Genomic DNA, 23,221 nt, shown 5'->3' on the forward strand with positions numbered 1-23,221 from the left:
TCAGACCGCCGTGCCCGCCAGCAGCCGGGCCGCCAGGCCGTCCAGGCTGCGGACGGCGAGGTCCGGCTCGGCCAGCTGCTCGCGCGTCGGCTCGTCGGGGGCCTCGCCGCGCAGCACCCAGACGGTGCCCAGCCCCAGGGCTGCGGCGGGGCGGACGTCGGTGTCCAGCCGGTTGCCGATGTGCACGGCCTGCTCCGGGCGGGCGCCGGCCTGCGTCAGGCACCAGGTGAACAGCTCGGGGCTGGGCTTCTCGTGCCCGACGATGGCCGAGACGCCCCAGACGTCCACGGAGTCGGCCACCCCGTCGCGGGTGAGCGCGTCGACGACGGCGCGCTCCTGGTTGGCCAGCACGCCGACGGTCACCCGGCCGCGCAGCTGGGCCAGGAACGGCAGCACGTCGGGGTACAGGGTGCCCGCGGGGTGGTGCCAGTGCACTCGCGTCCGCTCGTGCAGGGCGTCGCGCAGCCCGGGGTCCCCGAGCAGCTCGGTGGCCAGCGCGCGGCGCAGGGAGCCGCCCTGCTCGGCCCGGATCCGGTCGTAGACGGCGCGGAACGCGCTGCGGTCCACCGGTCCGCGGCCCTGGTCGGCCCGCAGCTCGTCGAGCGCCTGCAGCACGGCCACGACGAAGTTCTCGTCGTCGTAGACGGGGCCGCCCACGTCCAGGAAGACCGCCCGCAGGTCCTGCGGGAGGGTCATCGGGAGCCGCCGGCCAGGATCCGGCGCCGCTCCTCGATGTCGTCCCGGGCGAAGAACGTCTCCACCGACGCGGCCGGCAGCGGCACCACCCCGCCCATGGCGTAGGCCGCCGAGCGCACCTGGGCGCCCTTGACGGCCATCTGCGAGACGCCCTCGACGCCTGCGGCGCTGGGGGCGTTCACGACGATGCCGTGGTTGCCCAACAGCACCAGCTGCGGCAGCTCGCCGTGGGTCTCCCAGTGCCGGGTGAGGCCCTCCAGGTAGACCCGGCCGAGCTCGACCCCCGGCTGGGCGTACGGCACGAACAGCGGCCGGCCGATCACGACCGCCTCGTCGGAGTAGACGTAGGTGTCGTACGCGGTGGCCGCGTGCACGCTGGCCAGCAGGGCCACCACAGCCGTGGGGTGGGTGTGGCCGACGAACGGCGTGGGCGTGAACGCCTGGGCGGCCACGTGCACCAGCGTCTCGATGGAGGCCCGCCGGCGCCGGCCCTCGTGCTCCCCGGCGTCCAGCGCCGCGGTGAGGTCGGCCTGGGTGCTCCGCGGGTCGCGGATCAGCTCGACCAGCGGGTCGACGTCGACGACGACGAAGTCCGCCGCGTCGACGTCCCGCATGCCCGACCCCGAGGCCTTGACGACCACCCGGCCGTCGTCCAGCAGCTGGGACGTGTTGCCCTCGGCGAGGATCGCCAGGTCCCGGCCCGGCTCGCCCAGGGCCCGGGTGAGCTGCACGAGCTCGGTGCTGACCAGGGACGGGTCCCAGGTGGCGGTCATGAGGTTCCTCCGTAGCGTCGGTTCGAGAAGCCGTTCAGCAGGGCGGCGAAGATGAGCACGACGCCGAGGGCGAAGAGCTGGAGCTGGCTGCCGGCGTTGCCCGGGACGGCGAGCAGGATCCCGGCGTTCAGCCAGACGATCAGCAGCGTGGCGAGCACCACGCCGGCGACCCGGCCGATGCCGCCGGTGATGGCGACCCCGCCGAGGACGGCGATGGTGATGGCCGGCAGCGCCATGCCGTTCCCGGCCACCCCGGAGTCGGGGCGGGCGGAGGCGAACTGCGCGACGGTGACCACCGCGACCAGGCCGGAGATGGCGCCCGCGGCGACGTAGGCGGTGAACCGGGTGCGGGCCACGTTGATGCCGGTCCACTCAGCGGCGACGTCGTTGGTGCCGATCGCGTAGAGCCGTCGCCCGTAGGTGGTGCGGGCCAGGACGAGCCAGACCACGAGGGCGGTCGGGATCAGGAAGGTGAACACCCCCAGCGGGATGCGCGGGAACGCGTCGGGCAGGAAGGGCAGCGAGACCGCCGAGGCGGTCGAGTACAGGTCCTGGATCGGCTGGCTGTTGATCGGCCGCTGGTCGTTGACCACCAGGGCCAGCGAGCTGAAGCCGTAGTAGGTGGCCAGCGTCGTGATCAGGGCGGGGAAGCCCAGGTAGGCGATGAGGGCGCCGTTGACCGCCCCGCACAGGCCACCGAAGACGACGGCCAGCACCAGGGCCGCGGGCAGCGACCACCCCCACTCGCCGTAGGCGAAGCCGAACACCATGCCGGTCAGCGAGACGATCGCCCCGACCGAGAGGTCGATCCCGCCGCGGCCGGAGGTGATCACCAGCAGCTCGGCGAGCCCCAGCATCACCAGCGGCACGGCGTTGATCAACGTCGCCGCCAGGTAGGAGGTGCTGTACGGCGCGCTCAGGTAGTTGTTGGCGCTGAGCTGGGTCATGGTGATCAGCACGGTGGCCAGCAGCAGCACCAGCAGGGCGATCCGCTGGGTGAGCAGGATGCGCAGCACCTTGCCGGGCAGGCTCTCCCCGCGGCCGGCGACCTCCGCGACGGTGCTGCCGGAGTCCGCGGCGGGTTCTGTTCCGGGCGTGGTCTGGGTGCTCACGAGGCCCTCCGGGTGCGCTGGCGGATCAGGTCGGCGCCGACGGCGATGAGGATGAAGAGACCGACGAAGAGGTCGGACAGCTGCGAGCGCCAGCCCAGCTGGGTCACGCCGGTGGCCACCGTCTGCACCAGGAGCGCACCGAGCACGGTGCCGAGCACCGAGCCGCGGCCACCGATGATCGAGGTCCCACCGATCACGACGGCGGCGATGACGGCGAGCTCCAGCCCTGATCCGACGTTCGCCGCCAGGCTGGAGGTGCCCTGGGCGAGCACGAAGCAGGAGGCGAGTCCGGCGAGCAGCCCGGTGACGACGTAGGCCATCAGCACCCGGGTGCGCACCGAGATCCCGGCCAGCCGGGCGGCCTGGGAGTCCCCGCCGATCGCGTAGAAGTGCCGCCCGCCGGCGGTGTGCCGCAGGTACCACCAGGCCAGCGCGGCGATCACCAGCATGATCACGAAGCTGTGCGGGATCCCCAGGGTGCGTCCGGCCTCCCCGCGGCCGAAGAAGTTCAGCGTGCGGGGGATGCCCTCGACGGTGGAGGAGCCGAAGACCTGCAGCCCGATGAACCGGAAGAGGTTCAGCGTGCCGAAGGTGATGATGATCGCGTGCACCCGGCCGTAGGCGATCAGCACGCCGTTGACCAGGCCGAGGACGCCGCCGATGGCGACCGCGAGCAGCACGGCCAGCGGCAGCGGCAGTCCGCTGCCGACCATCGTCTGGGCGACGATCACCGAGCAGACCATCACGATGCTGCCCACCGACACGTCGATGCCGCCGGTGATGATCACGATCGTCATGCCCACGCCGATCAGCGCGATCGGTGTCATCCCGACCAACAGCGGGACGATCGACCCGGACGTGAAGAACGCCGGGGTGGCCAGGCTCAGCGCCAGCCACAGCAGGGCGATGACGACGATCAGCACCATCTCCTGCCCGGTGACCGGGGACGGGAGGAGGCGCTGCCTGCCCCCGTCCTGCGGCGCAACAGCGGCCGGCTCGCCGTCCGGCCGTCCGGCGGGGGTGAGGATCGAGCTGCTCACGCCGTGACCTCCTGCTCTTGCTCGGCGCCGGCCGCAGCGGCCAGCACGTCGACCTGGGTGGCGCCCGGGCCGAACTCGGTCGTGGTGGTGCCGGCTCGGACGACCTGCAGGCGGTCGGCGATCCGGATCGCCTCGGCGAGGTCGGAGGTGACGATCAGCACGGCGGTCCCCTCGTCGGCGAGCTGGGTGATGATCCGGTGGATCTCCTCCTTGGCCCCCACGTCCACGCCCTGGGTGGGCTCGGCGAGGACCAGGACCCGGGGCCGGTCGACCAGCTGGCGGGCCAGCACGACCTTCTGCGCGTTGCCGCCGGAGAGGGTGGAGACGGCCTGCCGCTCGTGCGGCGTCTTGACCGACAACCGGCTGATCATCGACCGGGCGACCTCGCGTTCGCGGCGCCGGTCGACCCAGACGCGCAGGCGGGACAGCAACGGCAGGTGGCCGGCGGAGATGTTGAACGAGATGGGCTGGAAGCTGAACAGCCCCTGCTCCTTGCGGTTGGCCGGGAGCAGGGCGATGCCGAGGTCCTTCGCCTCCCGCGGTGAGCGCGGCCGCACGGGTTCCCCGTCCACGAGGATCGTCCCGGCGGTCGCCCGGGCCATCCCGTAGACGGTGGCGCCGATCTCGGCCACCCCGGAGCCGATCAGGCCGTAGAGGGCGACGATCTCGCCGGGTCGGATGCTGACGTCGACGTCGTGGAACTGCCCGGCCAGCCCGAGGCCGCGCAGCTCCAGCCGCGGGTCTCCCGGGGGCACGGTGCGGTCGGGGCGGGCGTCGTCCAGGATGCCGCCGACCATCAGCTCGACGATCTGCCGGACGTCGAGGTCGGCGATCGGGTGGGTGCCGATGGTTCGCCCGTCCCGCATGACGGTGACCTCGTCGGCGATGACGAACAGCTCGTCGAGGCGGTGCGAGATGTAGATGATCGAGACGCCGGCGGCGGTGAGCCGGCGCACCACGCTGAACAGGACCTCGACCTCGCGGTCGGTCAGGATGGCGGACGGCTCGTCCAGGATCAGCACCTTGGCGTCGCCGGCCAGCGCCTTGGCGATCGAGACCTGCTGCTTCTCGGCGATCGAGAGCCCGCCGACGGTGGCGGTGGCGTACCGGGCTGGGAGGCCGAGCAGGTCGAGCAGCTCGACCACCTTGGCGTTCTGGGCGGCCCAGTCGACCCGGCCGCCGCGGGTGAGCTCGCGGCCGGTGAAGACGTTCTCGGCCACGGTCAGCTCGGCGAACAGCTGTGGTTCCTGGTACACGGTCGCGATCCCGAGGGCCATCGCGTCGTGGGTCGAGGCGATGGACACCGGTGCGCCGTCGAAGGTGATCGTCCCGGTGTCGGCCGTCTCGGCGCCCGACAGGATCTTGATCAGGGTGGACTTGCCGGCGCCGTTCTCCCCGACCAGGGCGTGCACCGTGCCGGGCTGGACGGCCATGTCGGCGTGCCGGATGGCCCGGACCGCGCCGAATCGCTTCGAGACGCCGGACACCGAGAGGCGGGCGGGCGTGGCCCGGTCCCTGCTCGGGGTGCTGGGCTGGGGGGTGGTCATGACCTTCCGGCCTCCACGATCGAGGTGGGTGTGGCGGTGGGGGTGCTGCGGGCGGGCCGGTGGGCCGGCCCGCCCGCAGCGGTGGCTCAGTAGTCGAACTCGCCGACGTTCTCGCTGGTCAGGACCAGCGGCGGGCCGAGCAGCAGGGTCTTGGTCTCCTCGTCGTACTCCACCGCGGACAGGTCGGAGTTGACGTCGTTGGTCGCCTCGAACTCGTTGCCCTCGGCCAGCTGCATGCCGGCCCAGACAGTGAGGTAGCCCAGCGCCTCGACGTCCCACAGCACGCTCGAGGAGGCCGAACCGTCCTCCAGGTACGGGGCGATCGAGTTGGGGGTCCCGAGGCCGACGGTGGCGACCTGGCCGATCCGGCCGGCGTCCCGCACGGCCTGGGCGACGCCCGGTGCCGAGGAGGTGCACTCGCCGACGAGCCCGGTCAGCGTCGGGTCGGAGTTCATCAGGTCGGTGGCCATCTGGGTGGCCGCGGCCTGGTCCTCACCGGCGTAGACGACCTCGGTGATCTCCACCTCGGGGTACTCGGACGCGGTGTACTCCCGCTGGACCTCGATCCAGCTGTTCAGGTTCTCCGCCGTCTCGCCGCAGGACACGATGGCGTAGCGGCCTGCGCCGCCCATCGCCTCCACCATCTGGTCGGTCAGCGTCTGGCCGATGCCCTCGGTGGAGGCCTGGCTGACGAAGACCTCGCGGACCGAGTTCGGTGCGTCGGTGTCGGTGGTGCCCACCGCGATGCCGGCGTCGGCGGCCTCCTGCAGCAGCGGGGCCATCGAGTCGGGGTCGTTGGGCGCGACGAAGAGAACGTCGACGTCCTGCTGGATGAAGGAGCGGACGATGTCGGCCTGAGCGGCAGCATCCGCCTCGACCGGGCCCTGGTACAGCCACTCGCAGCCCAGTTCCTCGCAGGCGGCCTCGCCGCCGGCGTTCATCGCCTCGAAGTAGGGGATGCCCTGCAGCTTCGGGACGAAGGCGATCGTGGGCATGTCGTCCCCACCACCGGATCCGCCGCTGCCTCCGGCGGACCCGCCGCTGCCCTCGCCACACCCGGCAAGGGTGAGGGCCATCCCGACACCGACCACGGCGACCGTGGCCCTGTTACGCCTTGCGCTCATCTTCACTCCATCGTGATGCGGGGTGTTCCCCGCGGTGGGCCCGCCGCTCGGGAGAGCGGCGGGGACCGGGCACCTGCCCGGGAGTCGTGGATCAGCCGCCGCGGAGGCCGCGGGCCTGGTCGTCGGCGGTCATCAGCTGCCGCAGCCGGGCCGCGGCGTCGTCCCACGCGGAGGACGACCTCGGCTCGTACGTGCGCAGCCGGCCCGAGGCGGCGACGACCCGGCGGAGGTCGGCCAGGTCGTCGAGCTCCCCCAGGGCGATCAGCTGGACGCCGGCGTTGCCCAGCGCGGTGGCCTCGACGGGCCCGCAGTGCACCGGCAGGCCGGTCGCGTCGGCCGTGGCCTGGGCCAGCAGGGCGTTCTGCGAGCCGCCCCCGGTCACGTTGATCGAGGTCGCCGGGTCCCCGGTCGCCGCCGCCAGGTCCTCTGCCGTGGCCCGGTAGGTGAGCGCCAGGCTGTCGATCACGCAGCGGACGACCGCGCCGATCGTGTCCGGTACCGGGTCGCCGTGCCGCGCGCAGTAGGCGCGCAGCCGGCTGGGCATGTCGCCCGGGGCCAGGAAGTCGGTGGCGTTGGGGTTCACGATGCTGCGGAGCGGAGGCTCGGCGCTGGCCAGCTCGACCAGGTCGGTGTAACTGAGGTCGGCCCCCTCGCGTCCCCACTGCCGCCGGCACTCCTGCAGGATCCACAGCCCCATCACGTTGCGCAGCAGCCGGACGGTGCCCGCGTAGCCGCCTTCGTTGGTGAGGTTGGCGGCCGACGTCGCCGGCGTCACCAGGGCGTCGTCCCGCTCGACCCCCATCAGGGACCAGGTGCCCGAGGAGATGAACAGCCCACCGGGGCCGCTGAACGGGGTGCCCACCACCGCAGCTGCCGTGTCGTGGCCGGTGGGGACGACGACCCGGGTGCCGGCCAGCGGCCCCTCGGCGAGCGGGCCGACCACCGGGCCGACGTCGGTGCCCGGCGCCACGATCTCCGGCAGCAGGTGGGTGGGCACCTGCAGGGCGTCGAGCAGCCCGGTCGCCCACCTGCCGGTCGAGGTGTCGTACATGCCGGAGGTGGAGGCGGCGGTGTGCTCGGTGGCGCGGAGGCCGGAGAGCCGGTGGTGGAAGAGGTCCGGGACCATCAGCAGCGTCGCGGCGCCGGCCAGCCGATCGGTGTGGTGGGCGTCGTCCAGCAGGGCGAAGACACCGTTGATCTCCATGGTCTGGCAGCCGGTGGCGGCGTAGAGCGCCTCCTGCCCGACCATGCCGATGGCCTCGGCCATCGCCCGGACCTGCCGGGGGTCGCGGTAGCAGGTCGGCTCGTCCAACAGCGCCCCGTCGGCGCGTAGCAGGCCGTAGTCCACGCCCCAGGTGTCCACGCCGACCGAGGCGATCGGCCGGTCCCGCCCGAGAGCGGCCAGCTGCTCCTGGACGTGCTCCCACAGCCGCTCGAACTCCCAGCGCAGCACCCCGTCCACCGGGCGGGCCCCGTTGGGGAAGCGGCCGACGACGTCGAGGTCCAGCCGCTGTCCGTCGAAGGTGGCCGCGACGACCCGACCGCTCTCGGCGCCCAGGTCGACGGCGGCGACGGTCCGGCCGGTGCCCGGCCGGCCGCTCACGACCGACGCTCCATCGCCACGGCGTGCACGGGGACGCCGGCGGCCGTGATCGCGGCGGCCTGGGCCGGGTCCACGCCGTCATCGGTGTAGACGGCGGTCAACCGGCCGATCGGCACGCACGGGTGGATGGAGAAGCCGCCGAACTTCGCGGAGTCGACGAGGCCGTAGACCTCGGTGCAGGACTCGGCCAGGTAGCGCTTGGCCTGGGCCTCCTCGTTCGCCAGGTCGAGCAGCCCGTGCTCGACGGAGATGCCGTGGCCGCCGAGGAAGCCGCGGTCGATCCGGCCGCGGCCGGCCAGCACGTCGCCGACCAGCCCGACCAGTGAGCGGGCGGAGCGGCGGACGACCCCGCCGGGGAGCAGCACGTTCGCGTCGGTGCGCTCGGACAGCAGGGTGGCCGTGGGCAGGCTGTTCGTCACGACCACCAGCCCCCGCCGGTCGAGCAGCTGCTGGGCCAGGTAGTGACAGGTGCTGGAGGAGTCGAGGGCGATCACGTCGCCGTCCCGGACCAGCGGGGCGACCGCGTCGGCGATCGCCTCCTTCTCGGCCCGCCGGTGCCGCAGCCGGCTCTCGAACGAGCCCTCGTCGGAGACCGCGGCCGGAACCGCCCCACCGCGGACCCGGCGCAGCACCGACCGCTGCTCCAGCGCCTCGAGGTCCTTGCGGATGGTGACCGTGGACACGCCCAGCTGGTCGGCCAGGCTGGCCACGAGCACCCGGCCGTGGCTGTCCAGCTGCTCGAGGATCGCCCGGGAACGGGCGAACTCGTCGAGTGCGGTCACGGGTCGTTCCTTCCTCGGCGTCAGCGGCGAGTGGGTGGATCTTTGTGATGCAGGCCGCAAAGCTAAGGAGAACGAAACTGAACGTCAACAAGTGAAGCTCGTCCGAAACCGTGATCGCGTCGAACGAAAGCAGGGCGGGGCGGTGCCGCACGATCGTGTGGCGCCCGGCCGTCGGATCGGCCCGGGACGGGCCGGCGGTCAGCCGCCCAGGATCGGCTCGTACACCTCCTGGGTGCGGTCGAGCAGCTGCTGGAACTCCTCGGCACCCTGGAACTCCTCCGGCACGTAGTCCGCGCCGATCTGCTCCACGACCGCCGGGTCCTCGGACGCCGTCCGCAGCGCGTCCTCCAGTTCGGTGACGATCTCCTCGGGCAGCTCGCCGGGCCCGATGAGGCCGAACGTCGACCCGGCCAGCGTCAGCTCGGGGAAGCCCGACTCGGCCAGGGTGGGGGTGTCCGGCAGCCAGGGCAGCGGCTCGGCGGAGGAGACCGCCAGCGGGCGGAACTGGCCGGCGTCGATGTTCGCGGTCACGTCGGAGGAGGCGTTGATCAGCACCGCGTCGACGTTGCCGCCCAGCAGGGCGGTGGTCATCTCCGCGTTGCCGTTGAACGGCACGGCGGTGACCTCGACGTCGTACTCGTCGGCCAGTCGCTGCAGCTCGATCGCCTGGGGGGTGGAGGCGCCGGGGGTGCCGACGTTCAGCGTGCCTGGCTGCTCCTGCGCCGCGGTGAAGAACTCCTCGGCGGTGGCGTACGGGGAGTCGGCGCCCACCGCGAGCACGGACGGCACCTCGGTCATCACCCCGATCGGCGTCACGTCGTCCTTGGTGTAGCCGACCTCGTTGGCCAGCGGCGTCACCACCAGGGTGCCGGCGGTGGCCAGGGAGAGGGTGTGGCCGTCGGGGTCGGCGCCGATCAGCTCCTGGGTCGCGAGCGCACCCGAACCACCGGGCAGGTTCTCCACCACCACGGTCTGCCCCAGCTGCTCCTCCAGGGAGGCGCCGTAGGCGCGGGCGGCCAGGTCCGTGGGCCCGCCGGCCCCGTAGGGCACCAGCAGCCGGATCTCCTCGGTCGGGTACTCGGCGGCCGCGTCGGCCGATCCGGACGACGTCTCCTCGCCCCCGCCGCAGGCGGTCAGCAGACCCAGGGTGGCGCAGGCGGTGAGGGCACGGGCGGTGCGGGACAGGGGCATCGTTGCCTCCGGGATCGGGTCGGACCGGTCAGTGCGGGTCGAGCTCGCCGACGTCGTCGGCGAAGGTGAGCCGGGCAGCCGTGAGCGACTGCAGCTCCGTGCGGGTGAGCCCCGGTGCCATCTCCTGGACGACCAGCCCGTCGGGGCCGACGTCGAGGACCGCCAGGTCGGTGTAGACCCGGTCCACCACCCGGGCGGCGGTGAGCGGGTAGGTGCACCGGGGCAGCAGCTTGGGGCGGCCGTCCCGGGTGGTGTGCGTCGTCATCACCAGCACCCGCTTGGCGCCCACGGCCAGGTCCATCGCCCCGCCGACGGCGGGCGGCATGGTGGCCAGGTCGGTGATCCAGTTGGCCAGGTCGCCGGTCTCGGAGACCTGGAAGGCGCCGAGCACGGAGATGTCGATGTGCCCGCCGCGCATCATCACGAAGGCGTCGGTGTGGTGGAAGTAGCAACCGCCGGGCAGCAGCGTCACCGGCTGCTTGCCGGCGTTGATCAGCTCCCGGTCCTCCTCGCCGGGCGCCGGGGCCGGTCCCATCCCGAGGATCCCGTTCTCGCTGTGGTAGACGATCTCCTTGTCGGGGCCGACCACGTCACCGACCAGGATCGGCATGCCGATGCCCAGGTTGACGTAGGAGCCGTCCGGGATGTCCCGGGCCACCCGCCGGGCCACGGCCACGTCGCTCAGCGGGCTGATCACGACGCCGCCACGCGGACCACCCGGTCGACGAAGACGCCGGGGGTGACCACCGCCTCGGGGTCCAGATCGCCCAGCTCGACGAACTCCTCGACCTGCACCACCGTGAGCGCCGCCGCGGTGGCCATCGTGGGGCCGTAGTTGCGCGCCGCCGTCCGGTAGACGAGGTTGCCCCACCGGTCGGCCCGGTGCGCCTTGATCAGCGCGACGTCGCCGGGCAGCGGGTGCTCGAACACGTGCGGACGGCCACCGATGGTGCGCACCTCCTTGCCCTCGGCCAGCAGGGTGTCCGCGCCGGTCGGGGTGAAGAACCCGCCCAGCCCGGCGCCGGCGGCGCGCATCCGCTCGCTCAGCGTCCCCTGGGGCACCAGCTCCAGGCCGATCTCCCCGGCCCGCCACCGCTCCTCGAACCAGACCGAGCCCATCGACCGGGGGTAGGAGCAGACGACCGTCCGCACCCGGCGTTCCCGGATCAGCGCGGCGACGTCGCTCTCCCCCGCCCCGGCGTTGTTGGTGACCACGGTCAGGTCGCGGGCGCCGTGGTCGAGCAGGGCGTGCACCAGCTCCACCGGGACGCCGGAGTCCCCGAAGCCCCCGATCAGCACCGTGGCGCCGTCGGAGATCCCGGCGACCGCGTCGGCGAGGGTCGCCACCCGCTTGTCGATCATCGCGGCCCCTGCCGGCGGTACCAGCGCGGGGAGGTCGACGGCGGCGGGGTGAGGGCCGCCCGCACCACCAGCACGTTCGGGCCGGTGGCGCCCAGCGCGGCGGTCAGCCGGTCCTCGAACTCCGGCCCGAAGCCGTCGACGGCGTCCGCCGGGACGCCGAAGGAGCGGGCCAGGGCGACGAAGTCGGGGGTGGCCAGGTCCACGCCGCGGGTCGGGGCCCCGCTGTGCACCTGGTCGAACCGGAGCATCCCGTAGCCGCCGTCGTCGACGATCACCACGGTCAGCGGCGGCTGCTCCTGCGCGACCGCGGCCAGCTCGCCGCAGGCGAAGAGGAAACCGCCGTCGCCGACCAGGGCCAGGGTGCGGCCCTGCCCGGCCAGCGCAGCGCCGAGCGCCGCGGGGAAGGCGTAGCCGAGCGTGCCCCAGCCCATCGGGAAGGCGAACCGCCGCGGCCCGGGGACCCGGCCGAACGCCGCGACCCAGTACCCGGCGATGCACATGTCGGCCAGCAGCACCCCGTCGGGCAGCGCTCCCTCGGGCGCCAGCACCCGGTCCAGCACGTCCAGGAGCTGGGCGGCCTGCGGGTCCTCGGCCGCCACCAGCGCGCGGACCCGGTCCCCCAGGCCGGCCAGCCGCTCCCGCAGCTCGGGGAGGCCGCCGCGCGGCGGGAGGCCGGCGAGGAGCTGGCGGACCACCGCGGCGGCGTCCCCGACCAGGGTCAGGTCGGCCGGGTAGTTCTTGTTCGCGTCGGCGGCGTCGACGTTCACCGCGAGCAGGGTGGCCGGCTGGGGCATCGCCCAGTTCTGCGTGGTCATCCCGTCGAGGTCGCTGCCGACGGCGACCACCAGGTCGGCGTCGTCCCACAGCGCCCCGATCTCGGGGACGTGGGCCGGGCCGGGGGCCAGGCACGGGTGATCGGGCGGGAGCACCCCGCGGCCGTTGTAGGTGGTGACCACCGGTGCCGCGAGCTGCTCGGCGAGCCGGCCCAGCACCTCCCCGGCGCCGCTGCGGAGCGCGCCGCCGCCGGCCCAGATCAGCGGGCGTCGGGCGGCGGCCAGCAGCTCCACCGCGCGGGCGACGTCCGCCTCGGGGGCGGGAGCCGGTGGCGGGACGGCCGGGGCGGCCGGCCGGTCGCCGTCCACGGGGGCGCTGAGCAGGTCGGTCGGCACCCCCAGGTAGACCGGCCCGGTGGCGGCGGTCAGCGCGACCGCGCCGGCCCGCACCGTCTCCGCCCCCAGCTGATCGGCCGAGTCGCAGGTGACCGTCAGCTTGGTGACCGGGGCGAACATCGCGCCCTGGTCCCGGGTCTCGTGCAGCACCCCGCGGTGCACGCCCGGGCGGCGCAGCGTGGTGGGGATGTCGGTGGCGACCACCAGCACCGGCACGCCCGACGCCATCGCCTCGCCGGTGGCGCCCAGGGTGTTGGCCGCCCCGGGGCCGGTCGTGACGACGGCGACGCCCAGCCGGCCGGTGGCGCGGGCGTAGCCGTCGGCGGCGTAGACCGCGGTCTGCTCGTGCCGCACCCCGACCAGCCGCAGCCCCGCGGCGGCGGCCGCCTCCCAGATCGCCAGGTTGTGCACCCCGGGCAGGCCGAAGGCGATCTCCACGCCCAGCTCCTGCAGGGCGGCGACCAGGTCGTCGGCGCCGGTGCGCAGGCCGGTCGCGATCGCGGTCGCGGTCGCCTCAGTCGCCGAGGACATCGCCGAAGGTCTCCTCCGTCTCGACGAACAGCTCGCCCAGGCCGTCGGCGCCGATGAACTCCTCCGGCACGTACCGCTCGTCCAGCGTCTCGACGACCTGCGGGTCCTCGGTGGCGCTGCGCAGCGTGTCCTCCAGCGTCTGCACCACCTCCTCCGGCGTGCCGGCCGGGGCGATGACCCCGAACGTCGTGGTGCTCTGCACCAGCTCGGGGTAGCCGAGCTCGACGAAGGTGGGGGCGTCCACGTAGGGCAGCGGCTCCGGGCTGCCGACGGCCAGCACCCGGAGGTCACCGGACTCGATCGCGGGCAGGATGTCCTGGGACAGGTTGGCGAAGCCGGCGGTGACGTTCTCCCCCAGCAGTGCGGTCTGCACCTCGGCGTTGCCGTTGAACGGGACGACGGTGAGCGGGACGTCGTAGAGCTCGGTGATCCGCTGGGTCTCCGCGGCGTGGGTGTTGGTGGCCCCGGGCGTGCCGACGGTGACCGCCTGGGGGTCCTCCCTCGCGGCGTCGAAGAGGTCCTCCAGCGACTGGTACGGCGAGTCGGCCGGGACGAGAATCCCCGAGGGCACCTGGGTGACCACGCCGACCGGCGCGAAGTCCTCCCGGGTGTAGCCGACCTCGTTGGACAGGTAGTTGAGCACCGCCGTGGGCAGCGCCGTCATCGACAGCGTGTAGCCGTCGGCGTCGGCGTTGATGAGCTGCTGGTAGGCGGTCGCCCCCGAGGCCCCCGGCGCGTTCTCCACGACGACGGGCTGGTCGAGCTCGCTCTCCATGTGCGCCGCCAGCGCCCGGGCGGCGATGTCGGTCGGGCCGCCGGCGGTGTAGGGCACCAGCAACCGGATGTCCTCGGTCGGGTAGTCCTCCGACGCCCCGGCGGCCTCGGTGGTCTCCTCCTCCGTGCCGCCGCAGCCGGTCAGGGCGACGCCGGTGACGAGCAGGACGGCGAGGGTGCGGCGCGTGGTCATCGTTCTCCTGGGGTGGTGGAGGTGGAGCCCGAGGGCTCGTCGGTGGTCGAGTCGGCGCCGGGGCTGCCCTCGGCGGCGACCTGCCGGTCGGCGTCCGGGCTGGTCTCGTCGGTCTCGTCGACGTCGGCGGGGTCGACCCGGCCGAAGACCGCCTTGCGCCGCCGGCTGGTGATCGCGCTGACGATGATGATCAGCGCCATGAAGGCGAACATGCCGCCGGAGATCGGGCGGGTGACGAAGATGTCGAAGCTGCCGCCGGAGAGCAGCATCGACTGCCGGAAGGCCCGCTCGAGGATCGACCCGAGAACGAAGGCGAGCACCAGCGGGCCCGGCTCGAAGCCGGTCTTCTTCATCAGCCAGCCGATGACGCCGAAGCCCAGCACGACCCACATGTCGAAGACGTTGTTGTTGACCGAGAAGACGCCGGCCATGGTGACCAGCAGGGCGAACGCGGCGAGGATGCCGGCCCGCACCCGGAGCATCTGGACGAAGAACCCGACCAGCGGGATGTTCAGCGCCAGCAGCATCAGGTTGCCGATGACCATCGAGGCGATGACGCCCCAGAAGATCTCCGGCTCCTGCTCGATCAGCTGCGGCCCCGGGGTGATGTCCTGCACCAGCAGGGCGCCGAAGATCAGCGCCAGCACCACGTTGGGCGGGATGCCCAGGGTGAGCAGCGGGATGAACGCCGAGGTGGAGGAGGCGTTGTTCGCCGTCTCCGGGCCGGCGACCCCCTCGATGGCGCCCTTGCCGAAGCGGCTGGGGTCCTTGGCCCGGCGCTTCTCCATGGCGTAGGAGGCCAGCGAGGAGACGACCCCGCCGCCGCCGGGCAGCACCCCGATCGCGAAGCCGAGCAGTGAGCCGCGGCCGATCGCGCCGGAGGAGTCGCGGAAGTCCTTCCGGGTCGGCCAGATGCCCTTGATCTTGGAGGTGACCGCCTGGACCTTGTCGGTGCGCTCCAGGCTGTGCAGGATCTCCCCGACGCCGAACAGGCCCATCGCCACCGCGACGAAGTCCAGGCCGTTGAAGAGCGCGACCTCCCCGAACGTGAAGCGCGCGGTGCCGGTGATCGGGTCCAGGCCGATCGTGGCCAGCAGCAGCCCCAGGGCGGCCATGGACATGCTCTTCAGCACCGAGCCGGTGCCCAGGTAGGTGACCAGCAGGATGCCCAGCACGGTCAGCGCGACGTACTCCGGCGGCCCGAAGGAGACCGCCAGCTGGGCCAGCGGGGGCGCCAGCAGGATCATCCCGATCACCGAGACAGTGCCGCCGATGTACGACCCGACGGCGGCGATGCCCAGCGCCGGCCCGGCCCGGCCCTGCTTGGCCATCTGGTAGCCGTCGAAGGTGGTCACCACCGACGCCGCCTCGCCGGGCAGCCGCAGCAGCACCGAGGTGATCGTGCCGCCGTACATCGAGCCGTAGTAGATGCCGGCCAGCAGGATCACCGCGGTCACCGGCTCGACCGTGTAGGTGATCGGCAGCAGCAGGGCGATCGTCGCCGTCGGCCCGAGGCCCGGCAGCACCCCGATGACGGTGCCGATCAGCACGCCGAAGAACACGTACAGCAGGTTGGTCGGGGTCAGGGCGACGGAGAAGCCCGTGACGATGCCGCTCCAGCTGTCCACGTCAGCCCCCGATCACGGCGTCGACGAGGCCGTCGGGGAAGGGCACCCCGAGCAGCTCCACGAACAGCAGGTACATCACGGCCGTGCCGCCGACGGCCAGCCCCAGCGTCCAGCGCCAGGACTCACCCCCGAAGACCTTCAGCCACAGGACCAGCATCAGGAAGGCCGAGACGACGAAGCCGAAGGTCTGGAACAGCAGGATGAAGACCCCGAGGCTGACCAGGCCGGCCATGATCCGCACCGTGCCGCGGGTCCACGGCTCGTAGTCCTCGGCCGGGTCGAGGAGGACCAGCACGGCCGTTGTGCCGGTGAGCAGCAGCGAGACGATGAAGGGCCACAGCCCCGGCCCCGGTGCGGTCAGCTCGCCCAGGCCCAGCCCGCGGGAGCCGAAGATCGCGACGACCCCGAGGACGAGGAGCAGCAGCGGCGCGATCCGGTGGAGCTGCCGCCACCGGTGCCCCCGGTCCGCCGTCCCCTCGGTCGGGGCGCCGGACGCCGATGTCGAGCCGTGCACGTGCTCACCTCGTCCTCGTTGACGCCGCGTGTGAGCCAGGACACTAGGGCCGGCTTTGAGAGTGGTCCAATACGGAATGACCCGCTGATCCAGAACGGCTGTGCATCAATGGCAAGGAGGAGCCCGATGGAGCTGCGACACCTGCGCGCGTTCGCCACGGTGGCCGAGGAACTGCACTTCGGGCGGGCGGCGCTCCGGCTGCACGCCGCCCAGCCGGCGCTCAGCCAGCAGATCAAGCACCTCGAGCAGGACGTCGGCACGCTGCTGCTGGAGCGGACCACCCGGCAGGTCCGGCTGACCGCGGCGGGCGTGGTCTTCCTGGAGCACGTGCACCGGGTACTGGCCGAGGTCGACCGGGCCCGGGAGTCGGTGCTGGCCACGGAGCGGGGCGCCCGCGGTGAGATCCGGGTCGGGGTGACCGGGGCGATCACCTGGCGGCTGCTCCCCCGGATGGCCCGTGCCTACCGCCAGCGCTACCCGCTGGTGCGGCTGGACCTGCACCCGGCGGTGTTCAGCGGCACCCAGGTCAGCTCGCTGCTGGACGGACGGATCGACGTCGGGTTCCTCCGCGCCCCAGTGCCCGACGGACCGCTGGCCAGCCGGGTCATCCTCAACGAGCCGCTGATGGCGGTGCTGCCGCTGGACCACCCGCTCGCCGGCGCGGACGCGGTGGACCTGGCGGACCTGTCCGGCGAGCCCTTCGTCACCTACCCCTCGAGGCACGGCTCGGCGCTGCGGGACGCGGCGGTGCACGCGTGCTTCTCCGCCGGGTTCACCCCGCGGGTGGTCCAGGAGGCCCCGGACACGCACACCGTGGTCGCCCTGGTCGGCGCTGCGGTCGGCGTCACGCTGATGCCCGCGTCGGCCGAGCGGCTCCAGCTGGAGGGCGTGGTCTTCCGCCCGATCGCCGGCGGGGTCGACGTGCGGGTGCCGATCGCGCTGGCCTGGCGCCGCGAGGACCCCTCCCCGGTGCTGGCCGGGTTCCTGGCCACCGCCGAGGAGGTGCTGCCCAGCCCGCCACCCGGTGATCGGTGACCGGCGCCGTCCCCAGGTGCGGACGGCGCCGGCCACCGGGGCTCACTCCTGCAGGATCGGGCCGTACGTCTCGACGATCTCGTCGATCCGGTCGGCGAAGGCGTCCGTGCCGATGAACTCGTCGGGCACGTACTCCTCGCCGAGCTGCTCCATCACCTCGGGCTGCTCCAGGCAGTCGTTGACCGTCGTCTCCAGGGTGGTGACGACGTCCTCGGGCGTGCCGGCCGGGGCCGCGAGGCCGAACACCGACACGCTGTTGGTCAGCTCCGGGAAGCCCGACTCGGCGAGCGTGGGCACGTCCTCCAGGTAGTCGACCTGCTCGGGAGGGCTCACCGCCAGCGGCACGAACTCGCCGGCCTCGACGTTCGCCAGTACGTCCTCCGAGGCGTTGATGAAGACGGCGTCCACGTTGCCGCCGAGCAGGGCGGTGGTCATCTCGGCGTTCCCGGTGAACGGCACCGCGGTCACCTGGACGTCGTACTCCTCGGCCAGTCGCTGCAGCTCCATCGCCTGGGACGTCGTCGCCCCGGGGACGCCGACGTTCAGCTGGCCGGGGTTCTCCTCGGCGGCCTGGAAGAACGCCTCGGCGTCGGCGTACTCGGAGTCCGACCCGACCGCGAGGACGGAGGGGATCTCGGTGACGGCGGCGATCGGGACGTAGTCCTCGTTGGTGTAGCCGACGTCCTGCTGGAGCGGGTTGGTCGCGGTGGCCGGGACGGCGATCAGCGACAGGCTGTAGCCGTCGTTGCCACCGGCCAGCATCGCCTGCATGCCGAGCGACCCGGAGGCGCCGGGACGGTTCTCCACCACGACGGTCTGCCCGAACTCCGTGGACAGGCAGTCGCCGATCGTCCGTGCGGCCAGGTCGGTCGGGCCGCCCGCGGCGTAGGGCACGTAGAGGGTGATGTCGTCGGTCGGGTAGTCCGCCGCCGCAGCGTCGTCGCCCCCACCACCCCCGGTCGCGGGCTCGTCCTCGGTGCCGCCGCAGCCGGCCAGGGTGAGTGCGGATGCGGCGAGGAGTGCGGGAACGGTGAGCCGGCGTCGTTGCATCGGTTACCTCCGTCGTGTTCGAGGGCGCGTGTCCCAGGGCAGTGGCCTGGCTCACTGTGCCCTGACTCTCCGAGGGTCGCCCGGCCGCTGGATCACGGTCGGGCAACGATCCCGAGGTGCGTGTGAGCCAGTTCACTCGCCAGACGTCCAAGACGACTGGCAGAGTGCCGCCATGGCTGCCGCGTCGTCGCCCCCCGCCCTGCACGTCAAGCCCGGCACCGAGTGGGCCGCGGTCCTCGGTCGTGCCGCAGAGCTGGCCCCCGAGGCGTTCGGCACCGACCGGCTGCACAACCTGGTGGACGGCGCCTGGCGGCCGATCGGCAACCCCGAGCCGCTGGTCACGCCGGTCGACGGCACCAAGCTCATCGGCCTCCCCCGGCTGTCGGCCGGCGAGGCGCAGCACGCCGTCCTGGCCGCGGCCGCCGCCCACCGCGAGTGGGCGAGGACCCCGCTCGCCGAGCGCAAGGCCCGGGTCACCGCCGCCGTGGAGGCGATGGCCGCCGCCCGCGACGAGCTCGCACTGCTGCTGGCCTGGGAGATCGGCAAGCCCTGGAAGCTGGCCTGCGCCGACGTCGACCGGGCGCTGGACGGCGTCCGCTGGTACGTCGAGGAGATCGACACCATGCTCGGCGACCGGGCTCCGCTGGCCGGCCCGGTGTCCAACATCGCCAGCTGGAACTACCCGATGTCGGTGCTGGTGCACGCCGAGCTGGTGCAGCTGCTGGCCGGCAACGCGGTGCTGGCCAAGACGCCGTCGCAGGGCGGTGCGGCCTGCCTGACCCTGGCCCATGCGCTGATGGCCCGGGAGGGGCTGCCGGTCACGCTGCTCTCCGGCGGCGGTGCGGAGCTGTCGTCGGTGCTGGTGCGCTCCCCGGAGATCGGCGCGCTGGCCTTCGTGGGCGGCCGGTCCAACGGCGGCAAGGTCGCCGCCGACCTGCTGGACACCGGCAAGCGGCACATGCTCGAGCAGGAGGGGCTCAACGCCTGGGGGATCTGGGAGTTCTCCGACTGGACCGGGCTGGCCGCGCACCTGAAGAAGGGCTTCGAGTACGGCAAGCAGCGGTGCACCGCCTACCCGCGCTACGTCGTCCAGCGGGAGCTCGTCGACCAGTTCCTGGCGACCTACCTGCCGCTGGTGCAGTCGCTGCGGTTCGGGCACCCGCTGGCCGTCGAGGCCGACGGCGACGACCTCCCCACCCTGGACTTCGGGCCGGTGATCAGCGCCGCGAAGGCGCAGGAGCTGGGTCGCCAGGTGGACGACGCCATGCACCGCGGCGCCGTCCCGCTGTACCGGGGCAGCGTCGCCGACGGCCGGTTCATCACCGGGCAGGACACCTCGGCCTACGTGGCACCTGCGGCGCTGCTCTCCCCCGCCGGCGCCAGCTCCCTCATGCACGCCGAGCCGTTCGGTCCGATCGACACGATCGTCGTCGTCGACTCCGAGGCGGAGCTGCTGGCCCAGATGAACGCCTCCAACGGTGCGCTGGTCGCGAGCCTCGCCTGCGACGACGAGGACAAGGCCCGCCGGCTGGCCCGGGAGGTGCAGGCGTTCAAGGTGGGGATCAACAAGCCCCGCTCCCGCGGTGACCGGGCCGAGCCGTTCGGTGGCCGCGGTGCGTCCTGGCTGGGCTGCTTCGTCGGCGGCGAGCTGCTGGTGCAGGCGGTCACCCAGGGTGCGGAGCACGAGCTGCTCTACGGCAACTTCCCCGAGCACTCGCGCTACCCCGCCGCCATCTGACCCCCCGTCGAGCCGGGTCAGGCGCTCTGCCGGACCACCAGCTCGGACGGGAACAACGTGACCGGGGTGCGGTCCCGGTCGAGCAGGGTGGCCGCCGCCCGGGCGGCGATCTGCTCGACCGGGTGGGTCGCCGTGGTCAGCGCCGGCCCGCTGAAGGCGGCGAGCGGCAGGTCGTCGAAGCCGGTGACGGCGACGTCGTCCGGCACCCGGCGCCCCAGGGCCCGGACCGCCTGGATCGCGCCGAACGCGGTCTCGTCGCAGATCGCGTACAGGGCGTCGGTGTCGGGCCAGCGGCGCAGCGCCTCGGCGGCGCCCAGCCGGCCGCTCTCGGTGGTGAAGTCCCCGGCCAGCACCCGTTCGGGCAGACCTGCGGCGCGGACCGCGGCCTGGTACGCGGCGACCGGGCGGTCCGCGCAGGGCAGCCACGGCGGCCCGGCCAGCATCGCGATGCGCCGGCGGCCCGACCGGAGCAGGTGTGCGGTGAGCGCCGTCGCGGCAGCGCCGGTGTCGACGTCGACCAGGGGGACGGCGGAGGAGCCCGCCCCGATGGAGACCACCCGCCCGGCCAGCCGGGGCGGCACGGCGGCGAGCACCCGGCGGGTGGTGTCGACCAGCACGACCCCGGCGACCGATCGGTCGCGGGCGAGCGCCTCGAGGGCGGGCTCCGGCGCTCCCAGCGGCAGCCACTGCAGCGCGACCCCCAGCCCCTCACCGGCGCACCGCTGCGCGGCGGAGCCGACCACCCGCGACACGTACTGGCAGTCGACGAGGTCGGTGGGGGACGCGCTGGTCACCGCCACCACGAGCCTGGTTCCCCGGCCGTGGACCAGCGCCCTGGCCACCGGGTCGGCGGTGTAGCCCAGCCGCTCGGCCGTGGCACGTACCCGCTGCCCGGCGTCGGCGGAGAACGGCCCGGAGCCGGTGAGCACCCGGGAGACCGTGGCCCGGGAGACTCCGGCCGCCCGGGCCACGTGCTCGATGGTGACCGCGGGCCGGTGGTCCTGACGCATGCTGCCCATCCCATCACCGGGCCGGTCGGCGTCGGGGGGATCAGCGCACTGGAACCGCTCTCAGTCGGGTCTGAGAGGGTCGGCGGCATGACGTCACCGGAGCCGCGCGCCCCTCGACAGCGGCTGATCGGCCTCTTCCTGCTGGGGGTCGCCGCCGTTCTCCTGGTCTCCTCGGTCACCTGGTTCGGCAGTGACCGCTCGGGGATCGGCATCGCCCAGGTGGTGGTGGGGCTGGTGCTGGCGGCGGTGGGCGGCCTCGTGGTGCGCCGGGCGCAGCCGCACTGACCCCCGCCGTCCCCGCGCCTCGGCGGCCAGCTGCCGCATCGCGGTGACCGACGCCGGCTCCCCGGTCATCGGGCGAGCCCGGTGAGCGGCCCCTCGGCGACCACGGTGCCGGCCGCGTCGAGGACCCGCACCATCGCCGCCGGCGGGGGCACAGCGCCTGCGCCGCCCCCGGACACCAGGGGCAGGGTCGTGAGCAGCTCGCCGTCCGCGTCCAACACCTCGGCGGTGACGCCGGTGAGCGGCCCGCTCACCGCCAGGTCCCCGCCGGAGATCGGCAGGGCGAACAGCCGGTCCAGCAGGTCGGGTCCGGCGGCCGCGGGCGCGCCGGCGACGGTGGCCGTCTCACTGCTGTCGGTGTCAGCGATGGACCGGCCCGCCCGGGTCGCCGTCGCCCCGGACGGGAACGTGAGGCCGACCATGATGATCTGCTCGGCCGCACTGCCGGTGGGGGAGCCGACGGCCAGCAGCGTGGGCTGCACGTCCTCCGGGCGGACGCCGTAGTGGCCGAGCGCCGTCTGGAGCAGCCCCTGCAGCCAGGTCTCGTTGGCCGACGACCGCAGGCCTCGCGGGTCCGCGACGGGGATGGGCGACGTGGCCGCCGCCGAGGCGCGGTCACTGAGCGCCACCGGCAGGGTGTAGGCGGTGGCGCCGTCCCGGATCACCTGGACCTGCTGACCGAAGAGCCAGCCGGTCGGTGCGGGGACGTCGACGACGGCCACCCCGTCGACCGCCTCGACCGCCGCGAACTCGGTCGTCACCGAGCCGTCCGCGGCGACCGACGGCCCAGCGGTGTGCGCGAACACGTCGCCGGGGCGGCTGACCGCGATCAGCACGCCGCGGATGGCGGCCGCATCGGGGACGTCGAGCAGCAGCTGTGGCTGGTCAGGGAAGGTCTCCTGTGGCTGCGTCGCTGGTGTCATCTCGTCCGGCCGCGCCCCGGTGGGGCCGGTGAACCAGACCGAGGACAGTTGGGCGTCCTCCCGGCCGAGCACCAGGGCGACGCGGCCGGTGGCCGTGTCCTCGGCGAAGGCCACCCGGTGCGAGTCGTTCGGTGGGGTGGGCACGTAGGCCGGGTCTGCTGTCCCCCAGCTCAGGGCAGCGACCCCGTGGAGCCAGGCCTCGTCGTCCGCGAGGGAGCCGCGGGTCGGCAGGTCGTAGAGGCTCGGCAGTGGCGTGCTGGACGACGGGGCTGCGGTGTCGGACGAGCCGACCTCGGGCAGCAGGCCGCGCAGCACCGGCACCGAGCCGAAGACCAGCACCACCGCCAGCCCGACGCCGATCACCGCCGCCTGCTGGCGGCGCTGCCGCCGGTGCCGCACCCGGGTCCGCTCGGCCAGGTCGTCGGGGGCACGGAGGGCCGGGCGTGCGGCCAGGTGGGACCGGAGCTGGATCTCGACGTCCTTCAGGTCCATCTCAGCGCTCCTCGAGGGCGGGGACAGGCAGCTGGTCGGCCAGGACGGCGCGCAGCCGGGCGAGGCCGCGGGTGGTCTGGCTCTTCACGGTGTTCACCGAGCAGCCCAGTGCGGCTGCGGTGGCGGCCTCGCCGAGGTCCTCGCCGTAGCGGAGCACCAGGACCGCGCGCATCCGCGGCGGCAGGGCGGCCAGCGCCGTCGCCATGACGTCGCGCTCGGCGAACACGTCGGTCTGGTCGGGCTCGGGGGCGTCGTGTGCCGGGAGGGAGACGATCTCCTGGGTCGTGCGGCGGCGGCGCCAGCTCGCGGCGCTGGTGACCAGCACCTTGCGCACGTAGGGGTAGGCGTCCTGACCGGAGATCCGGCCCCAGTGCCGGTAGGCCTTGATCAGGGCGGTCTGCAGCAGGTCCTCGGCGTGGCCGCGGTCGGCGGTCAGCAGGAAGCCGACCCGCAGCAGGTCGTGGGAGCGCGCGGCGACGAACGCCTCGAACGCTGCCTCGTGCTCGGCTCTCACCGGTCCCCCCGTCGTCATCACCTAGGACGCGGTGAGGCGTGCGGGAGGCGTGCCTCCGTGACCTGATCGTGACCATCTGGCGTTCTCGGCGGCCAGGCGGCACTGTGACCCACGACACGTCGAGCAGTGGAGGTGGCC

General features: G+C 73.5%; 22 protein-coding genes. 3 read left to right on the plus strand and 19 right to left on the minus strand.

The genetic code is table 11. The features are described from left to right. The 15 genes from O2W20_RS01765 to O2W20_RS01835 all read right to left on the minus strand — a co-directional run bounded on the left by O2W20_RS01765 (window position 1) and on the right by O2W20_RS01835 (window position 16,039). A complete protein-coding gene (locus O2W20_RS01765) occupies window positions 1-696 on the minus strand; it encodes an HAD family hydrolase (protein ID WP_269170032.1) in 696 nt (231 codons plus the stop codon). Further along, the gene (locus O2W20_RS01770; protein ID WP_269170033.1) at window positions 693-1,469 is read right to left on the minus strand and encodes a class II aldolase/adducin family protein; all 777 of its coding nucleotides are present in this window, start codon (window positions 1,467-1,469) and stop codon (window positions 693-695) included. Before O2W20_RS01770 ends, O2W20_RS01765 begins: the two co-directional genes overlap by 4 nt. Beyond that, window positions 1,466-2,581: an ABC transporter permease gene (locus O2W20_RS01775; RefSeq protein ID WP_269170034.1), complete on the minus strand. Its 1,116-nt coding sequence runs from the start codon at window positions 2,579-2,581 to the stop codon at window positions 1,466-1,468. Before O2W20_RS01775 ends, O2W20_RS01770 begins: the two co-directional genes overlap by 4 nt. Beyond that, window positions 2,578-3,621, minus strand: coding sequence for an ABC transporter permease (locus O2W20_RS01780; protein WP_269170035.1), 1,044 nt, complete (start codon window positions 3,619-3,621; stop codon window positions 2,578-2,580). The genes O2W20_RS01775 and O2W20_RS01780 overlap by 4 nt, the downstream gene beginning before the upstream one ends. Then, window positions 3,618-5,168: a sugar ABC transporter ATP-binding protein gene (locus tag O2W20_RS01785; RefSeq protein WP_269170036.1), complete on the minus strand. Its 1,551-nt coding sequence runs from the start codon at window positions 5,166-5,168 to the stop codon at window positions 3,618-3,620. Before O2W20_RS01785 ends, O2W20_RS01780 begins: the two co-directional genes overlap by 4 nt. An 86-nt stretch (window positions 5,169-5,254) precedes the next feature. Then, window positions 5,255-6,163 carry an autoinducer 2 ABC transporter substrate-binding protein gene (locus tag O2W20_RS01790; RefSeq protein WP_269170037.1) on the minus strand — a complete coding sequence of 303 codons (909 nt, stop codon included), beginning with the start codon at window positions 6,161-6,163 and terminating at the stop codon, window positions 5,255-5,257. Between the two features lie 220 nt (window positions 6,164-6,383). After that, entirely contained in the window at window positions 6,384-7,895 is a 1,512-nt protein-coding gene (locus tag O2W20_RS01795; RefSeq protein ID WP_269170038.1) for a rhamnulokinase, read from the minus strand. Further along, the gene (locus tag O2W20_RS01800) at window positions 7,892-8,677 is read right to left on the minus strand and encodes a DeoR/GlpR family DNA-binding transcription regulator (RefSeq protein ID WP_269170039.1); all 786 of its coding nucleotides are present in this window, start codon (window positions 8,675-8,677) and stop codon (window positions 7,892-7,894) included. The genes O2W20_RS01795 and O2W20_RS01800 overlap by 4 nt, the downstream gene beginning before the upstream one ends. A 198-nt stretch (window positions 8,678-8,875) precedes the next feature. Next, window positions 8,876-9,868, minus strand: coding sequence for a Bug family tripartite tricarboxylate transporter substrate binding protein (locus O2W20_RS01805; protein WP_269170040.1), 993 nt, complete (start codon window positions 9,866-9,868; stop codon window positions 8,876-8,878). A gap of 28 nt (window positions 9,869-9,896) precedes the next feature. Continuing rightward, window positions 9,897-10,565, minus strand: coding sequence for a 3-oxoacid CoA-transferase subunit B (locus O2W20_RS01810; protein WP_269170041.1), 669 nt, complete (start codon window positions 10,563-10,565; stop codon window positions 9,897-9,899). Continuing rightward, on the minus strand, window positions 10,562-11,230 hold the full coding sequence (locus tag O2W20_RS01815) for a 3-oxoacid CoA-transferase subunit A (RefSeq protein WP_269170042.1): 669 nt from the start codon (window positions 11,228-11,230) through the stop codon (window positions 10,562-10,564). Before O2W20_RS01815 ends, O2W20_RS01810 begins: the two co-directional genes overlap by 4 nt. Continuing rightward, complete coding sequence (locus O2W20_RS01820) at window positions 11,227-12,930, minus strand: thiamine pyrophosphate-binding protein (protein ID WP_269170043.1); 1,704 nt, start codon at window positions 12,928-12,930, stop codon at window positions 11,227-11,229. Before O2W20_RS01820 ends, O2W20_RS01815 begins: the two co-directional genes overlap by 4 nt. Continuing rightward, window positions 12,914-13,897: a Bug family tripartite tricarboxylate transporter substrate binding protein gene (locus O2W20_RS01825; RefSeq protein ID WP_269170044.1), complete on the minus strand. Its 984-nt coding sequence runs from the start codon at window positions 13,895-13,897 to the stop codon at window positions 12,914-12,916. Before O2W20_RS01825 ends, O2W20_RS01820 begins: the two co-directional genes overlap by 17 nt. Further along, window positions 13,894-15,525: a tripartite tricarboxylate transporter permease gene (locus tag O2W20_RS01830; protein ID WP_269170045.1), complete on the minus strand. Its 1,632-nt coding sequence runs from the start codon at window positions 15,523-15,525 to the stop codon at window positions 13,894-13,896. The genes O2W20_RS01825 and O2W20_RS01830 overlap by 4 nt, the downstream gene beginning before the upstream one ends. A gap of 1 nt (window position 15,526) precedes the next feature. Next, a complete protein-coding gene (locus tag O2W20_RS01835; protein ID WP_269170046.1) occupies window positions 15,527-16,039 on the minus strand; it encodes a tripartite tricarboxylate transporter TctB family protein in 513 nt (170 codons plus the stop codon). Between the two features lie 126 nt (window positions 16,040-16,165). Between O2W20_RS01835 and O2W20_RS01840 the strand changes: the two genes are divergently transcribed. Beyond that, entirely contained in the window at window positions 16,166-17,074 is a 909-nt protein-coding gene (locus tag O2W20_RS01840) for a LysR family transcriptional regulator (protein ID WP_269170047.1), read from the plus strand. Window positions 17,075-17,116: 42 nt separating this feature from the next. Here O2W20_RS01840 and O2W20_RS01845 read toward each other — a convergent pair whose 3' ends face one another. Next, on the minus strand, window positions 17,117-18,124 hold the full coding sequence (locus O2W20_RS01845) for a tripartite tricarboxylate transporter substrate binding protein (RefSeq protein WP_269170048.1): 1,008 nt from the start codon (window positions 18,122-18,124) through the stop codon (window positions 17,117-17,119). A 172-nt stretch (window positions 18,125-18,296) separates the two neighbouring features. On the opposite strand from O2W20_RS01845, the gene O2W20_RS01850 reads away from it, so the two are divergent. Continuing rightward, a complete protein-coding gene (locus tag O2W20_RS01850) occupies window positions 18,297-19,862 on the plus strand; it encodes an aldehyde dehydrogenase family protein (RefSeq protein WP_269170049.1) in 1,566 nt (521 codons plus the stop codon). Between the two features lie 17 nt (window positions 19,863-19,879). Here the strand turns inward: O2W20_RS01850 and O2W20_RS01855 are convergent, their stop codons facing one another. After that, entirely contained in the window at window positions 19,880-20,881 is a 1,002-nt protein-coding gene (locus O2W20_RS01855) for a LacI family DNA-binding transcriptional regulator (protein ID WP_269170050.1), read from the minus strand. Window positions 20,882-20,959: 78 nt separating this feature from the next. On the opposite strand from O2W20_RS01855, the gene O2W20_RS01860 reads away from it, so the two are divergent. Beyond that, a complete protein-coding gene (locus O2W20_RS01860; protein WP_269170051.1) occupies window positions 20,960-21,157 on the plus strand; it encodes a hypothetical protein in 198 nt (65 codons plus the stop codon). A 65-nt stretch (window positions 21,158-21,222) separates the two neighbouring features. On the opposite strand, the gene O2W20_RS01865 is transcribed toward O2W20_RS01860, so the two are convergent. Together O2W20_RS01865 and O2W20_RS01870 are read right to left on the minus strand one after the other, a co-directional pair. Next, window positions 21,223-22,569, minus strand: a complete 1,347-nt coding sequence (locus O2W20_RS01865) for a hypothetical protein (RefSeq protein ID WP_269170052.1) — start codon at window positions 22,567-22,569, stop codon at window positions 21,223-21,225. A gap of 1 nt (window position 22,570) precedes the next feature. Next, window positions 22,571-23,083, minus strand: a complete 513-nt coding sequence (locus O2W20_RS01870) for a SigE family RNA polymerase sigma factor (RefSeq protein WP_269170053.1) — start codon at window positions 23,081-23,083, stop codon at window positions 22,571-22,573. Between the last annotated feature and the right edge of the window lie 138 nt (window positions 23,084-23,221).

The organism is Modestobacter sp. VKM Ac-2982 (genome assembly GCF_026967935.1).
Lineage (GTDB): Bacteria > Actinomycetota > Actinomycetes > Mycobacteriales > Geodermatophilaceae > Modestobacter.

Coding starts and splice junctions, on each gene's coding strand:
- O2W20_RS01765 (WP_269170032.1), bottom strand. CDS start 696: ATGACCCTCCCGCAGGACCTGCGGGCGGTCTTCCTGGACGTGGGCGGC.
- O2W20_RS01770 (WP_269170033.1), bottom strand. CDS start 1,469: ATGACCGCCACCTGGGACCCGTCCCTGGTCAGCACCGAGCTCGTGCAG.
- O2W20_RS01785 (WP_269170036.1), bottom strand. CDS start 5,168: ATGACCACCCCCCAGCCCAGCACCCCGAGCAGGGACCGGGCCACGCCC.
- O2W20_RS01790 (WP_269170037.1), bottom strand. CDS start 6,163: ATGCCCACGATCGCCTTCGTCCCGAAGCTGCAGGGCATCCCCTACTTC.
- O2W20_RS01805 (WP_269170040.1), bottom strand. CDS start 9,868: ATGCCCCTGTCCCGCACCGCCCGTGCCCTCACCGCCTGCGCCACCCTG.
- O2W20_RS01815 (WP_269170042.1), bottom strand. CDS start 11,230: ATGATCGACAAGCGGGTGGCGACCCTCGCCGACGCGGTCGCCGGGATC.
- O2W20_RS01820 (WP_269170043.1), bottom strand. CDS start 12,930: ATGTCCTCGGCGACTGAGGCGACCGCGACCGCGATCGCGACCGGCCTG.
- O2W20_RS01825 (WP_269170044.1), bottom strand. CDS start 13,897: ATGACCACGCGCCGCACCCTCGCCGTCCTGCTCGTCACCGGCGTCGCC.
- O2W20_RS01840 (WP_269170047.1), top strand. CDS start 16,166: ATGGAGCTGCGACACCTGCGCGCGTTCGCCACGGTGGCCGAGGAACTG.
- O2W20_RS01845 (WP_269170048.1), bottom strand. CDS start 18,124: ATGCAACGACGCCGGCTCACCGTTCCCGCACTCCTCGCCGCATCCGCA.
- O2W20_RS01850 (WP_269170049.1), top strand. CDS start 18,297: ATGGCTGCCGCGTCGTCGCCCCCCGCCCTGCACGTCAAGCCCGGCACC.
- O2W20_RS01855 (WP_269170050.1), bottom strand. CDS start 20,881: ATGGGCAGCATGCGTCAGGACCACCGGCCCGCGGTCACCATCGAGCAC.
- O2W20_RS01860 (WP_269170051.1), top strand. CDS start 20,960: ATGACGTCACCGGAGCCGCGCGCCCCTCGACAGCGGCTGATCGGCCTC.
- O2W20_RS01865 (WP_269170052.1), bottom strand. CDS start 22,569: ATGGACCTGAAGGACGTCGAGATCCAGCTCCGGTCCCACCTGGCCGCA.